This is a genomic window from Cupriavidus sp. MPR-AND1C (genome assembly GCF_058809705.1).
The window spans coordinates 23368-36926 of record NZ_JBXASU010000074.1 but is presented as its reverse complement, the minus strand read 5'-3'; the positions used below and the strand labels follow the sequence as shown (position 1 = coordinate 36926).

Sequence of the window (13559 nt, the reverse complement as noted above, 5' to 3'; positions counted from 1 at the left end):
GTCCCATCCCACCCGCCACTACCGCGCCATCTGGCTGTCGGACATCCACCTCGGCACGGCCGGCTGCCAGGCCAATTACCTGCTCGACTTCCTCAAGCACAATGAATCGGACCAGCTCTACCTGGTCGGCGACATCATCGATGGCTGGCAGCTGCGCCGCGGCTGGTACTGGCCGCAGAGCCACAACGATGTGGTGCAGAAGCTGCTGCGCAAGGCGCGCAAGGGCACCGAGGTGATCTACGTGCCGGGCAACCACGATGAGGTGGCGCGGCAGTTCGACGGCCTCGCCTTCGGCGATATCACGGTGCGCGAAGATGCCGTCCACGTCACCGCCGCGGGCAGGCGACTGTGGGTCGTGCACGGCGACCTGTTCGACGGTGTGGTGCAGCACGCGCGCTGGCTGGCTTACCTGGGCGACTCGCTCTACACGCTGATCCTGGCCGTCAACCGGCACTTCAACCGCATCCGCGCGCGCCTGGGCTTTCCCTACTGGTCGCTGTCGCAATACCTGAAGCACCAGGTCAAGAACGCGGTCAACTACATCAATTCGTTCGAGCAGGCGATGGTGGATGAGGCGCGCCGGCGCGGCTGCGATGGCGTGATCTGCGGCCATATCCACAAGGCCGAGATCCGCGAGGTCGACGGCCAGCTCTACTGCAACGACGGCGACTGGGTGGAGAGCCTCTCCGCCCTGGTGGAGACGCAGGACGGCGAATTGCAGATCGTCTACTGGACCACCTTGCTCGATGCGCCGGCCACAGCAGGGCGCCGCACCGTCGCCACGGCCTGACGAGACTTGAGCGCGGCACCTGCCCCACACGCCGCCACCCGTACAACGGTATTGCCGTGGCCTCGCCGAGGCCGGCCACCCACGCGGCCTGGCCGCAAGGAGCAGCTATGAAGATCCTGATCGTCACCGACGCCTGGGAGCCGCAGGTCAATGGCGTGGTGCGCACGCTCAAGTCCACCCGCCGCGAGCTGATTGCGATGGGGCACACGGTGGAGCTGATCACGCCGCAGGAATTCACCACCATTCCCTGCCCGACCTATCCGGAGATCGCGCTGTCACTGTTCGCCGCCGCCAAGGTCCGCGCGCGCATCCGCGCCTTCGCACCGGACGCGCTGCATATCGCCACGGAAGGCCCGCTCGGGCTGGCTGCACGCCGCTATGCGATCCGCGAGCAGTTGCCGTTCACCACCGCCTACCACACACGCTTTCCGGAGTACGTGCAGGCACGCTTTGGCATTCCGCTTGCCTGGACCTACCGCTTCCTGCGCTGGTTCCACGGCCCGGCGCGCGCCGTGATGGCGCCGACGCCTGTGGTGCTGCAAGACCTGCATCAGTTTGGCATCACCCACGGCGTGCTGTGGACCCGCGGCGTCGACCTCGATGTCTTCACCACCCAGCAGGCTAACGTGCTGAACACGGCGCACCCGATCTTTCTCTACGTGGGGCGTGTCGCCGTGGAAAAAAACGTGGAGGCCTTCCTCGCGCTGGACCTGCCCGGCTCCAAGTGGGTGGTGGGCGACGGGCCGGCGCTGGCGTCGCTGCGCGCGCGCTATCCGGCGGCCAACTACCTGGGCGTACTGACCCAGCCGGAGCTGGCCAAGGTGTATGCTTCAGCCGACGTCTTTGTATTCCCCAGTCGCACCGATACGTTCGGGCTGGTGCTGCTCGAAGCCCTGGCCAGCGGGCTGCCGGTGGCGGCCTATCCGGTAACCGGGCCAATCGATGTGCTCGGCCACAGCGATGCCGGGGTGATGCACGAAGACTTGCGTGAAGCTTGCCTGGAAGCGCTGCGCATCGACCGCGCCACCGCTCGCGCCCATGCCGAACGGTTCTCGTGGCGCGCCGCCTCCGAGCAGTTCCTGACTCACCTGCAGCCACTGCCGGCCGTGCGCGCGACCCCCAACGGCACGAACGGCACCACTGCCCGCCCCTCCTCCGAACATGCCGACTCCGCTTCGCCCACCCACCGAACCGCACCGCCCGCCGGCGCCACAGACCGTCACGTCAGCCCCGGCACCGCCCCCGGACTCGCCGAGCAGCGACTACACGATTGAGCAGAACCCCCACAAGGGCAACCGCGGCCTGGCGCGGGCCTGGCATGCCGGCATCAACTCGGTGTCCGGCCTGCGCTACGCGGTGCTGGAAGAAAGCGCGTTTCGCCAGGAGCTGACGCTGGTGGTCATCCTCACGCCCTGCGCCTTGCTGCTGCCGGTCGGCATTGTCGAGCGCATCCTGCTGCTGGGCACCCTGCTGCTGGTGCTGATCGTGGAATTGCTCAACTCCAGCGTGGAAGCCGCGGTCGACCGGATTTCGCTGGAGCGGCACAGCCTGTCCAAGCGCGCCAAGGACTTCGGCAGCGCGGCGGTCATGCTGGCGCTGGTGCTATGCGGCGGCACCTGGCTGGCTATCGCGGGGCCGATCGTGATGGACTGGCTGCGCGCGCTGGCGGCCTGACAGGCTGGCCGCACGGGCTCGGCACAAGCGCGGCACGGCGGGCGCGCGGACAGCGCCAATGGCGCTTGTGGCATGGCGGCAAACGGCGATTGCTTATAATCGCCTTCAACTTACCGAATTGCCGCTCGCCCGGTCGCCTATGGAACCCAAACAGCAAGCCGGTCCCCGCCGCACCCGGGACCGCATCCTGGACGTCTCACTCCGCCTGTTCAACGAGGTGGGCGAGCCCAACGTCACCACCACCACCATTGCGGAAGCCATGGAGATCAGCCCCGGCAATCTCTACTATCACTTCCGCAACAAGGACGACATCATCAACTCCATCTTCGTGCTGTTCGAGCAGGAGATGGAGCGCCGCCTGAAGTTGCCCGACGATCACAAGGCCACGCTGGACGAAAGTTGGGGCTACCTGCAATACATGGCGGAGTTCCTGTGGAACTACCGCTTCCTGTATCGCGACATCAATGACCTGCTGGCGCGCAACCGCATGCTTGAAACCAATTTCAAGCGCATCGTCGAGCAGAAGAAGCGCTTTGCGATGGAGATCTGCCGGCAGTTCCAGGAAGACGGCGAGATGGAGGCCACGCCCGAGCAGGTCGAGGCCATCTGCACCAATATCGTGGTGATCGCCACCTACTGGCTGTCGTTCCAGTTCGTGCAGCATCCGCGCCAGTACAACGACCCTGAGCTGATCCGCGGCTACCTGCACGGCTCCAGCTACCATATCTTCTCGATCCTGGCCCCTTACCTGCGCGGCAAGGCCCGCCAGGCGTTCGACAAGCAAGCCCAGGAATACGCCGCGGCCAAGGCGGCGCAAACAGAAAAGGAAAAAAAGTGAAGTCCGTTTGCATCTATTGCGGCTCCAGCCCCGGCAATCGTCCCGAGTACGCCGCCGCGGCGCGCGCCATGGGCAAGACCCTGGCCGAGCGCGGCCTGGCGCTGGTGTACGGTGGGGGCAAGGTCGGGCTGATGGGCACCGTGGCCGACGCCGTGCTGGCCAACGGCGGCACCGCGATCGGCATCATTCCCGAGGCGCTGATGCAAAAGGAAGTTGGCCATCGCGGCTTGACCGAGCTGCACGTGGTGCGCAACATGCACGAGCGCAAGCAGATGATGGCCGACCGCGCCGATGCATTCATCGCCATGCCGGGCGGCGTCGGCACCTTCGAGGAGTTGTTCGAGACCTTCACCTGGCTGCAGCTGGGCTATCACGCCAAGCCGGTGGGACTGCTCAATGCGGAAGGCTTCTACGACAGCATGCTGGGCTTCATGCAGCACGCCGTGGACGAAGGCTTCCTGAAGCAGGTCCACAACGACCTGCTGCATGTGGCGCCCACGCCCGAAGGCATCCTCGACAAGCTCGCCAACGCGCCGCGCTTGCTGGTGGACAAGTGGCAGGAGAAGCGCGAGCAGACCTGATGGTGCTCCCCGCGGCCCGACGCCCGACGCCCGATACCCGATACCGAGAGCCGGCCACATCGGCTTGCGCCCCGGCCCCGCCACCACCCCGCGATAGCGGCTGTGCCACGCGAGACCCGCTCAGAACGACGAGCCGGGTTCCTCCAGGAAGGTGCTCTCCTGCGCCGTATCCCCGCGTCCCAGCATGGCGTTGCGATGCGGGAAGCGCCCGAAACGCTCGATCACCGCACGGTGCTTGAGCGCCCAGTCCACCACGTCCACCTGACCCTGGCTCTGGTCGCGCAGCGCCGTCATCAACCGCACGGCCATGTTCTGGTCGGCAAGCGCTTCGGAATGCTCGAACGGCATGTAGCAGAACATGCGGTGGAATGCCGTGGGCAGCAGGCGGTCGGCGCCGCTCGCCACCATCTGCCGGGCTGTTGCCAGCGCCTGCGCATCGGAGGCGAAGCTGCGCGGGTCGTCGCGAAAGACGTTGCGCGGCACCTGGTCGAGCAGCACGATGCGCGCGCAGGCGGATTCGGGGCTTTGCGCCCAGCCCGCGTTCGCGCCCGCGTGCGTGGCTTCCCACAGTGGCAGGAAGGCAGCGCGAACCGTGGCGTCGAATTCGGCGGACTTGGTGAACCACACCGAGCGTGTCGTGTTCCATGCCGGCGAGCCAGGCGCGCCGAACCAGAAATCGAGTACGCGCCGGGCGTCGGCAGGCAGGTCCGTGGCGGCTTCGGGATGCATGTCAGCCATGGTGCCGGGACCTATGGCGGGTCAGGTAGCCTTGGCCATCAACGCGGCACATTGCGCATCCAGTCGGCGGTGCCGAAAAAGGCCTGCATCAGGCGCAGCTGCAGGTCTTCGGGCAGGCCGACGTCCTGCATGGCCAGCGCCATGCAGCGCATCCACTGGTCGCGCTCGCTGGTGCCGATCTCGAATGGCATGTGGCGCGCGCGCAGGCGCGGGTGGCCAAAGCGCTCGATGAAGTGGTTGGGACCGCCCAGCCAGCCGCACAGGAACCAGAACAGCTTGTCGCGCGAGCCGTCGAGCGAGGCGGGATGCAACGCACGCAGGCCCTTGAACTCGTCCTCCAGATCCATCAGGTCGTAGAAACGGTCGACCAGTTCGCGCACGCGCGCCTCGCCGCCGATCAGTTCATAGGCGGTGACTTCGGGGGCGGCATCGGATGCCGAGGATGCCGCATTTTCAGGCTTGGAATCGGTACTCATAAGCACTCAGGGATGGTTCAGGCTTCAGGTTTCACGCAGCGTGGCCAGCGCCGGCTGCCGCAGCACCTCGCGCAAACCCAGCCAGCCGCCCGCGAAAGCGCACAGCATGCCAGAAAGCACACCCGCCGGCACGATCCAGCCATTGAAGCGGTAGGGGAAATCGAACACGAACTGCGACAAGCCCCAGCCCACCGCGATCGCGCCCAGGCTGGCCAGCAGGCCCGCCAGCCCGCCCACCACCAGGAACTCCGCGTACTGGGTCTGGCGCACCACCGCGGCGGATGCGCCCAGCGCCTTGAGCAGCCCGGCATCGCGCTTGCGCTCGTCGCGCGCCCCGGACAGCGCTGCATAGAGCACGGTGACGCCGGCTGCGAGCGTGAACACGAACAGGAACTCGACGGCGGCGATGACCTGGTCGAGCACGTCCTGGATCTGGCGCAGGATCATGTCGGTGTTGACCACCGTGATGTTCGGGAAGGCCGCCACCATGCGGTTGCCCAGCGCGGCTTGCGCGGGCGGCAGGTGGAAGGCGGTGATATAGGTCTGCGGCAGGCCTTGCATGGCAGAAGGCGGCAGGATGACGAAGAAATTGACCCGCATCGAGCCCCAGTCCAGCTTGCGCAGCGAGGTGACCGGCGCCTCCACCGACTGCCCCGCCACATCGAAGCGCAAGGTGTCCCCGAGCCGGATCCCCAGCGTCTTGGCGATGCCTTCCTCCACCGAGGCCCCGGCCCCGCCCTTCCCGGCGCCGAGCCAGTTGCCCGCCACCACGCGGTTGCCGGCCGGCAGCGCATCGGTATAGGACAGGTTGAACTCGCGCTCGACCAGGTTGCGGGCGCGGCCATCGGCAAAGCGCTCGGCGCGCACCTGCTGGCCAGCGATATGTGTCAGGCGGCCGCGCACCATCGGGTACAGCAGGTCGGCGATGCCGGCGTGCTGCAGCATGCCGGTAAGCGGCGCGCGCTGGTCCGGCTGGATATTGATGACGAAGCGGTTGGGCGCGTCCGCCGGCGTGGCGTTGCGCCAGGAGGCGATCAGGTCGTTGCGGGTCATGCCGAGCAGCAGCAGCGCCATCAGGCCCACCGCCAGCGCCACCGTCTGCAGCACCGTCACGCCGCGGCGGCGCTCCAGCACCGCGAGCGCAAAGCGCCAGCCCACGCTACCGCGCGCCAGGCGCCGGCCGCGCATCAGCCGCGACAGCAGGCTTAGCAGTCCCAGGGCCAGCAGCGCGAACACGACGCCGGCGGCGACAAAGCCGCCCGCGGTGGTCAGCCCCAGCTTGAGATCACGCGCGGCCACCAGCAGCAGCGCCACGAAGGCGCCCAGGCCGAGCCCGTAGGCGATCCAGGTCGAGACCGGCGGCGCGCCGACGTCACGCCGCAGCACGCGCAGCGGCGGCACCCGGGTCAGCGCCAGCAGCGGCGGCAAGGCAAAGCCCGCCAGCAGGACGACGCCCGCCAGCACGCCAACCACGGCAGGCAAGACGGAAGGCTGCGGCAGCGTCACGGTCAGCAGCTTACCCAGCGAGAGCAGCAGGCCGTAGTGCGCCAGGTAGCCGAGCGCCACGCCGGCCGCCGCGCCGCCCACGCCCAGCAGCAGGAACTCCAGCCCGAAAGCCAGCAGGATCTCGCGGCGCGACAGGCCCATGCACTTGTAGACAGCGCAGGCATCGGTGTGGCGCTGCATATAGCGGCGCGCCGACATGGCGATGGCCACCGCGGCAATCATCGACGACAGCACCGCCACCAGCGACAGGAAACGCTCGGCACGGTCCAGCGTGGCGCGCATCTGCGGCTGGCCGGATTCCAGCGACTCGACCCGCGTGTTGCGCAGCGCGCGCTTGTCGATCTCGGCCTCGGCCCACTTCTGGTAGGCCTGCGCGGCGGCATCGGGGCCAGCCACCAGCAGGCGGTAGGAGACCCGGCTGCCCCAGCCCACCAGCCCCGTGGCGGCCAGGTCAGACAGCGGCAGCATCACGCGCGGCGCGAAATTCATGAAGCCGGCGCCGCGATCCAGTTCCTGCGTGAGGATGCGGTCGATGCGAAAGGCGCGGCTGCCCAGCTGGATGGTGTCGCCCACGCCAACGCCGAGCGCGTCCAGCAAGGCCTCGTCCACCCAGACGGTGCCCTCGGCGGGAATGCCGGTGGCGGCGGCTTCCGGCGCCCCGGGCCCAGCCGCCACCTTGAGCTGCCCGCGCAGCGGATAGCCGGGGGCGACCGCCTTGAGCGCAGCCAGTTGCGAAGGGGCATCGGCCTGAGCCCCGCCAGCCGCCCCTTGCCCTTGCGTTGTGGCGGCCTTGCCCGGCACATGTGCGCTCGCCATGCTCGGAAAGGTGACCGTCTGCGTGGTGGCCAGGCCCGCTTGCGCGGCGTGGCTGGCGAAGACGGCATCGAACGGCTGGTCGGACACGATCAGCACATCGGCGGCGATCATCTGGCGCGCGTCGCGCTCCAGCCCCAGGCGCATGCGGTCGGCCAGAAAGCCCACGCTGCTGAGCGCCGCCACGGCCAGCACCAGCGCGAACAGCAACAGGCTCAGCTCGCCGGCGCGCCAATCGCGCCGCGCCATGCGCAAAGCCTGGCGCCAGGGCGAGAAGCGCGCCGGGCCGGCGCCGGACGATGCCGCGACGGTGGTGGTGGCTGCGGCTGCGGCTGCGTTTGCTGCTGCGGGAGCGTGCTGGGAGGCGGGTTCTGAAGACATCGATCTCTTATCTCTTCTCTCTAATCTCTTGTCCGTGCACATGCATGGTGGCGGCCGGCCGGGCTGGCCGCAGGCCAGGATTGGCGCGACCGCAGGACACCAGCGGGAGGATCCCGGCGCGCATCCGCCGGACCAGGGCCAGATTATGGCCGGATTGCGCAAAGCGAGGGTCGAACCCGCCACTCAGCGCCGGGGCTGACGCCCCGCCGGCGAGGCCGCCGGAGCACGCTTGGCCAACGCGTCGCGCAAATGGCGCAAGCCGCGCCACAGCTTGGGCAGCAGCCACGCCGCCACCAGCAACAGCACGGCCAGCACCACCAGGAACACCGCAGGCAGGAAAAAAGCCAGCAGCAGCCCGCTGCTGGCGGCAACGTCCTCGCTCAATGAGGCAGCCCAATTCGAAAACGGTTCCGGCGAGACGTTGATCAGGGCGCGGGTGCCGGCCTTGGCGGCATGGGCGGTGCCGGCCAGCGTGCCCCCGACCAGCCCGGCGGCGACCATCCATTGCGGATCGAGCTGCCCGAAGGCGGCAGCGGCCAGGATCGCGCCGGCGGGAATGCGGATAAAGGTCTGGATGCTGTCCCAGAAGGAATCGAAGCCCGGCACCTTGTCGGCCACGAATTCGGCCAGGGCCAGCACCGCGGCCAGCGCGATCACCCACCACGACTGCAGCGCCTGCAGGCCGGGCGGCAGGTGCAGCCAGCCCAGGCGGCCCAGTGCGCCAGCCGTGAACACGGCCAGGTAAAGGCGAAATCCGCTGGTCCAGGACAAGCCCGCGGCCAACGCGGCCGTTTCTAGCATGGCGCTCCTTGCTGGGTCTGTCTGGCGGGCATGCAGCCCCGCCTATGCAACCAGTGTAATACGCGCGCGCTCAAACAGCCGGGTTCCCACCCTCCCCGGTGGACGGCGTCAGCCGCCTTCCTTGCCGTCGGGGCCGTACCAGGGAAGTGCCTCCTGCGGCGTCAGGATGCCATCGGGCGCGGCCATGGCGTAGCCGGGAAGCGCTTCGATGCGGTGCCGGAAGGCCGGGTCAGCCAAATGCGAAAGCAAGCCATGCGCCCAGGGCGTGATCTGGTCGTTCTTGCGCAGTGCCAGATAGTAGGCCTCGCGGGTCAGCGGCACAAAGGCCAGCCCATGGGCCTCGGCATTCATGCGCAGGCCGAAGCCCACCTCGGCACGGCCGGCGTGCACCGCTTGCGCCACCGTCTCGTTGCTGAACTCGGGGGTTTCGTAGCCAACGATCTGGTCCGGGAATAGCCCCTCGGTGGCCAGCAACTGGTCAAACAGCATGCGCGTGCCAGAACTGCGCTGGCGGTTGACGAAGCGGGCACGGGTACGGGCCAGGTCGCGCAGGCCGTGGATCTCCCCCGCGAGCTCGCGCGCGACGATCAGGCCCTGCTCGCGCCAGGCCAGCCGGATCAAGCGCACGGCGGCCGGACGCAGCCATTTGCGCAGCGTCACGTGAGCGACGGAGCCAGCCTTCTGGATCGGTGAGACGTAGAAGCCAGCCAGCTCGGACTGCCGCTCCTGCAGGCAGATCAGGCCCTCCACGCTGCCGCAGAACACGGTATCGAGCTGCAGGCCGCCCGGCGCGTCGTGCAGCGCCCCCGCCAGGACCTCCATGGCCGGATCATGGCTGCCGGAGAAGCGGATGCGGGTCTGCGGCTGGGCCGCGTCGTCCAGGTCCGCCAGGAAATCGACCATGGCCTTCTGCACGACCGGGTCGATCGAATCGCGCAAGCGCCCCTCCGCACGCAGCAAGCGCTCGCCGAACAGCGTCAGTGACGCCCCCCGGCCCCGCTCCATGTCGAGCATGCTGCGCCCAAGCATCTCCTCCCAAGACCGCATCACGCCCCAGGCGTGCCGGTACGACAACCCGATCTCGCGCGCCGCGCGATGCAGGGAGCCCGTCTCGCGCACTGCCTTGAGCAGCTGGAACACCTTGCCGTTGGAGCGAGGATTGTCGTCTGCGGCGACAACCGGGAACAGGTCAAAGCGGAATGTCATATGAAACGCCTTTCATATTTACTTTGGAGATGTGGTTCACCGAGAATGCAAGGCGCTGATTTCCACGTATTTTTCTGCATTCTCACCGATCTCATGAGTTTGTGGCAATTGTGTTTCTAAAAACATAAGACAAGGAGAATCCATGCAAGCGCTCAGCAAACAAGGCCTTTCACGCCATATTTCGAACCGAGCCGCGTGCGCTATCGGGCTGGTTTGCCTGGTTGGCATGGCCGGCGCCACCATCGCCACCAGCGCCTTCGCCGGCGAACTCAAGCTGGCCACCACCACCAGCACGGAGAACTCCGGCCTGCTGAAATTCCTGCTGCCCAGGTTCGAGCAAAAGAGCGGCGTCACCGTCAAGGTGATCGCCGTAGGATCGGGCAAGGCGATGAAGATGGGCGAAATGGGCGACGTCGATGTGCTGCTGGTGCACGCGCGCAAGATGGAAGACGAATTCGTGGCGGCGGGCTACGGCGTCAACCGCCGCGACGTCATGTACAACGACTTCATCGTGGTTGGCCCGGCCAGCGACCCGGCCAGGCTGAAAGGCGGCAAGGACGTGCTGGCCGGCTTCAGGAAGATCGCCGCCGGCAGCACCAAGTTCATCTCGCGCGGGGACAACTCAGGGACCGACGTGATGGAGAAGGACTACTGGAAGCAGGCGGGGATCGAGCCCAAGGGGCAGCCGTGGTACGTGAATGCCGGGCTGGGGATGGGCGAGGTGCTGACCATGGCCGCGCAGATGCCGGGCTATACGTTGTCGGACCGGGCCACTTATGGCGCGTATCGCGCCAAGACCGGATTGGCGATCCTGCTGGAAGGCGATCCCAGGATGTTCAATCCATATGGCGTGATTGCGGTCAATCCGGCCAAGCATCCTGATGCCAATTACGTGGATGCCATGAAGCTGGTGGAGTGGATTACCTCCAGGGATGGGCAGGACACCATTGCTGCGTACAAGGTGGAGGGGGAACAGTTGTTCTTTCCGAGTTACAGGGGGAAGTGAAGTGAAGAGGGTGTTTATGCGCAACGGTTCTGCGCAGTTCTGCCCTTGCGCACAAACACCCCCTTACCCCTCCCTCACCAGCTGCGGCAAAACCGGCAACTCCCCCGCCACCTCCGCAATCATCCTGCGCATCCACATCACATCCGGCGCGGCATGGCACCGCTCATGCCACAGCTGATAAAACCGCATCCGCGGAAAGGCCACCGGCGAAGGCACCATCTTCAGCGGCAGGTACTGCGCATAATGCGCGGCAAACTGCCGCCCCGTGGTGAACACCATATCGGTCTTCATCAACACATACGGCACCAGACCGAAATACGGCAGCGTGACCTGGATATTGCGCTTGTATCCCTGTTCGGCCAGCGCCTGGTCGATCATGCTGCGCTGCATCGAGGCATAAGGCGCCGGCGCCAGGTGCGGCATCTCCAGGTAGTGCTTGAGGGTCAGCCCCTTGCGCGCCAGCGGATGCTGCGCTCCCAGCATGCACACCACCTCATCGTCGAACAGCGGCGAAATATGCAGATGCTCCGGTGGCGACAGCCAGTTGCCGACCACGATGTCGAGCTGCCCTTGCTCCAGGCTGTCGAGGAAGTCGCTCGATGACGTCATCGGGTGCACGAACAGCTTGGCGCCGGGCGCCAGCCGGCGCACGCGCTCGACGATATTGGGCAGGAAGAAGGCGTCCAGGTAGTCCGGCGCGCCGAGGTGGAAGGTACGGGTAGTGGTGGCCGGGTCGAAATGCTGCGGTGGCCGGGCGATGCGGTCCATGGCCGCCAGGCTCTGTTCGGCCAGTTGCAGCAGCTCGCGGCCGCGCTCGGTCGGCACCATGCCGCTCTTGCCGCGCACCAGGATGGCATCCCCCGTGATTTCCCTTAGCCGCTTGAGCGTATTGCTGATGGCAGGCTGCGACTGGCCGAGGCGGACCGCGGTGCGGGTCACGCTCTGCTCGGTGAGCAGAGTGTGCAGCACCCGCAGCAAATAGGTGTCGAGATGGTCGCGTCCGTGCATGGCGAGGGGGCGCCTGGCGCGCTTTGCGGCCGGTGGCGTGGGGAATGGGAACGGCGCATAGTGTATGTCACGCACCCCGTCATTGGTCAAATCCGGCCGCCGCCGCCCTCGCTGGCCGCCGGAACGCTCTCCCCGCTTGATGGGGCATATCACCTGGGCCGAATATTGCATCATCGGCGTCAGTGCTATGTTTGGCCCCATCCACAAAGAGAGAAGACACCATGGAGACGCAAACCATCCGCTTTTACCACCGGGGCAAGGTCACGGAGGTCGCAAACGCCCCCGTTACCCGCACCGTGCTGCAATACCTGCGCGAGGACGCGCGCTGCACGGGCACCAAGGAGGGCTGCGCCGAAGGCGATTGCGGGGCCTGCACCGTGGTGCTGGGCGAGCTGGGCGAAAACGGCCAGGTCGAGTTCAAGGCGGTCAATGCCTGCATCCAGTTCCTGCCCACGCTGGACGGCCGCGCGCTGATCACCGTGGAAGACCTGCGCCAGGCCGACGGCGCGCTGCACCCGGTGCAGCAGGCGATGGTGGAGTGCCATGGCTCCCAGTGCGGCTTCTGCACCCCCGGCTTTGTGATGTCGCTGTGGGCGCTGTACCAGCAGAAATCCGAGGACGCCGGCACCGGCCGCGCCCCGGCGCGCGAGGCCATCTGCGACGCCCTGACCGGCAACCTGTGCCGCTGCACCGGCTACCGCCCCATCATCGAGGCCGGCCAGCGCATGATGGCGCTGCCGGCGCCGCAGGCCAGCAAGCTGGACCCGCGCCAGATCGCCGACACGCTGCGCGCGCTGCGGCGCGACGACACCTTCCACTACAGCGCCGCAGGCCAGCACTTCTACGCGCCCCGCACCGCCTCGGCGTTTGCCGCCATCAAGGCGGCCGAGCCCGGCGTGCGCATCCTGGCCGGCAGCACCGACGTGGGGCTGTGGGTGACCAAGCAGTTCCGCGAACTGGGCAACCTGCTGTACGTGGGCCAGGTGGCTGACCTGAACGGCATCCGCGAAATCGATGGCGCCCTGGAAATCGGCGCGGCAGTCTCGCTGGAGCGCGCCTACGCCGCGCTGAACGGCGTCCATCCCGAGCTGGAGGAATTGTGGAAGCGTTTCGCCTCCCTGCCGATCCGCAATGCCGGCACGCTGGGCGGCAATATCGCCAACGGCTCGCCGATCGGCGACTCCATGCCCGCGCTGATCGCGCTTGGCACCGAAGTGGTGCTGCAACGCGGCGACGTGCGCCGCACCCTGGCGCTGGAAGACCTCTACCTGGCTTACCAGAAGACCGCCATGGCCGAAGGCGAGTTCGTCGCGGCGCTGCGCGTGCCGCTGGCCGGGCCGGAGCACTTCCGTACCTACAAGCTGTCAAAACGCTTTGACGAAGACATTTCCGCTGTCTGCGCGGCCTTTGCGCTGACGCTGGAAAACGGCGTGATCCGCGATGCGCGCGTGGCCTTCGGCGGCATGGCTGCCACGCCCAAGCGCGGGGCACTGACGCAAGCCGCGCTGATCGGCCAGCCCTGGACCGAAGCCACCGCCCGCGCCGCCATGAGCGCGCTGGCGCAGGACTTCACGCCGTTGTCCGATATGCGCGCCACCGCCGCGTACCGCAGCCGCGGCGCCGCCAACCTGCTGTACCGCTTCTGGCTGGAAACGCGCGCCGACGCGCTGCCCGCGGCCGCCGTCAATGTCCGCGCCATCGGTGCGGGCGCGGCCACCACCACCGCTACCGCGTAAGGAGA

Annotated in this window: 13 protein-coding genes; 7 read left to right on the top strand and 6 right to left on the bottom strand. The window is 67.3% G+C overall.

From position 1 onward, the window contains the following. The 5 genes from AC1RWI_RS29050 to AC1RWI_RS29030 form a co-directional block, all read left to right on the top strand. On the top strand, positions 1-790 hold a 790-nt coding region (locus AC1RWI_RS29050; protein ID WP_492870044.1), incomplete at its 5' end, for a UDP-2,3-diacylglucosamine diphosphatase. 107 nt (positions 791-897) lie between these two features. Continuing rightward, on the top strand, positions 898-2064 hold the full coding sequence (locus AC1RWI_RS29045; protein WP_043344703.1) for a glycosyltransferase family 4 protein: 1167 nt from the start codon (positions 898-900) through the stop codon (positions 2062-2064). Beyond that, positions 1952-2464: a diacylglycerol kinase gene (locus AC1RWI_RS29040; RefSeq protein ID WP_082054804.1), complete on the top strand. Its 513-nt coding sequence runs from the start codon at positions 1952-1954 to the stop codon at positions 2462-2464. The genes AC1RWI_RS29045 and AC1RWI_RS29040 overlap by 113 nt, the downstream gene beginning before the upstream one ends. A gap of 139 nt (positions 2465-2603) precedes the next feature. Next, positions 2604-3302, top strand: a complete 699-nt coding sequence (locus AC1RWI_RS29035) for a TetR/AcrR family transcriptional regulator (protein WP_043344702.1) — start codon at positions 2604-2606, stop codon at positions 3300-3302. Continuing rightward, complete coding sequence (locus tag AC1RWI_RS29030) at positions 3299-3883, top strand: LOG family protein (RefSeq protein WP_043344699.1); 585 nt, start codon at positions 3299-3301, stop codon at positions 3881-3883. The genes AC1RWI_RS29035 and AC1RWI_RS29030 overlap by 4 nt, the downstream gene beginning before the upstream one ends. A 120-nt stretch (positions 3884-4003) precedes the next feature. Here the strand turns inward: AC1RWI_RS29030 and AC1RWI_RS29025 are convergent, their stop codons facing one another. The 5 genes from AC1RWI_RS29025 to AC1RWI_RS29005 all read right to left on the bottom strand — a co-directional run bounded on the left by AC1RWI_RS29025 (position 4004) and on the right by AC1RWI_RS29005 (position 9804). Beyond that, positions 4004-4621, bottom strand: a complete 618-nt coding sequence (locus tag AC1RWI_RS29025; RefSeq protein WP_492870043.1) for a DUF924 family protein — start codon at positions 4619-4621, stop codon at positions 4004-4006. Positions 4622-4659: 38 nt separating this feature from the next. Beyond that, positions 4660-5097, bottom strand: a complete 438-nt coding sequence (locus AC1RWI_RS29020) for a group II truncated hemoglobin (RefSeq protein WP_043344693.1) — start codon at positions 5095-5097, stop codon at positions 4660-4662. A gap of 24 nt (positions 5098-5121) precedes the next feature. After that, a complete protein-coding gene (locus tag AC1RWI_RS29015; protein WP_492870046.1) occupies positions 5122-7665 on the bottom strand; it encodes an ABC transporter permease in 2544 nt (847 codons plus the stop codon). A 315-nt stretch (positions 7666-7980) separates the two neighbouring features. Further along, complete coding sequence (locus tag AC1RWI_RS29010) at positions 7981-8598, bottom strand: DUF4126 domain-containing protein (RefSeq protein ID WP_492870042.1); 618 nt, start codon at positions 8596-8598, stop codon at positions 7981-7983. Positions 8599-8706: 108 nt separating this feature from the next. Beyond that, the gene (locus AC1RWI_RS29005) at positions 8707-9804 is read right to left on the bottom strand and encodes a substrate-binding domain-containing protein (RefSeq protein ID WP_043344686.1); all 1098 of its coding nucleotides are present in this window, start codon (positions 9802-9804) and stop codon (positions 8707-8709) included. A 226-nt stretch (positions 9805-10030) separates the two neighbouring features. Between AC1RWI_RS29005 and AC1RWI_RS29000 the strand changes: the two genes are divergently transcribed. Further along, entirely contained in the window at positions 10031-10810 is a 780-nt protein-coding gene (locus AC1RWI_RS29000) for an ABC transporter substrate-binding protein (RefSeq protein WP_236702034.1), read from the top strand. Between the two features lie 63 nt (positions 10811-10873). Here the strand turns inward: AC1RWI_RS29000 and AC1RWI_RS28995 are convergent, their stop codons facing one another. Continuing rightward, positions 10874-11818 carry a LysR substrate-binding domain-containing protein gene (locus tag AC1RWI_RS28995; RefSeq protein WP_043344685.1) on the bottom strand — a complete coding sequence of 315 codons (945 nt, stop codon included), beginning with the start codon at positions 11816-11818 and terminating at the stop codon, positions 10874-10876. Between the two features lie 221 nt (positions 11819-12039). On the opposite strand from AC1RWI_RS28995, the gene xdhA reads away from it, so the two are divergent. Next, positions 12040-13554 (top strand): xanthine dehydrogenase small subunit, encoded by a 1515-nt coding sequence (gene xdhA, locus AC1RWI_RS28990; RefSeq protein WP_043344683.1) that lies wholly within the window; start codon positions 12040-12042, stop codon positions 13552-13554. Positions 13555-13559 lie beyond the last annotated feature (5 nt).

What these genes read in the sequence shown, in the direction of transcription:
- AC1RWI_RS29045 (WP_043344703.1), top strand. Translation starts at nt 898, where the DNA reads ATGAAGATCCTGATCGTCACCGACGCCTGGGAGCCGCAGGTCAATGGC.
- AC1RWI_RS29040 (WP_082054804.1), top strand. Translation starts at nt 1,952, where the DNA reads ATGCCGACTCCGCTTCGCCCACCCACCGAACCGCACCGCCCGCCGGCG.
- AC1RWI_RS29035 (WP_043344702.1), top strand. Translation starts at nt 2,604, where the DNA reads ATGGAACCCAAACAGCAAGCCGGTCCCCGCCGCACCCGGGACCGCATC.
- AC1RWI_RS29025 (WP_492870043.1), bottom strand. Translation starts at nt 4,621, where the DNA reads ATGGCTGACATGCATCCCGAAGCCGCCACGGACCTGCCTGCCGACGCC.
- AC1RWI_RS29020 (WP_043344693.1), bottom strand. Translation starts at nt 5,097, where the DNA reads ATGAGTACCGATTCCAAGCCTGAAAATGCGGCATCCTCGGCATCCGAT.
- AC1RWI_RS29015 (WP_492870046.1), bottom strand. Translation starts at nt 7,665, where the DNA reads ATGGCGCGGCGCGATTGGCGCGCCGGCGAGCTGAGCCTGTTGCTGTTC.
- AC1RWI_RS29010 (WP_492870042.1), bottom strand. Translation starts at nt 8,598, where the DNA reads ATGCTAGAAACGGCCGCGTTGGCCGCGGGCTTGTCCTGGACCAGCGGA.
- AC1RWI_RS29005 (WP_043344686.1), bottom strand. Translation starts at nt 9,804, where the DNA reads ATGACATTCCGCTTTGACCTGTTCCCGGTTGTCGCCGCAGACGACAAT.
- AC1RWI_RS29000 (WP_236702034.1), top strand. Translation starts at nt 10,031, where the DNA reads ATGGCCGGCGCCACCATCGCCACCAGCGCCTTCGCCGGCGAACTCAAG.
- AC1RWI_RS28995 (WP_043344685.1), bottom strand. Translation starts at nt 11,818, where the DNA reads ATGCACGGACGCGACCATCTCGACACCTATTTGCTGCGGGTGCTGCAC.
- xdhA (WP_043344683.1), top strand. Translation starts at nt 12,040, where the DNA reads ATGGAGACGCAAACCATCCGCTTTTACCACCGGGGCAAGGTCACGGAG.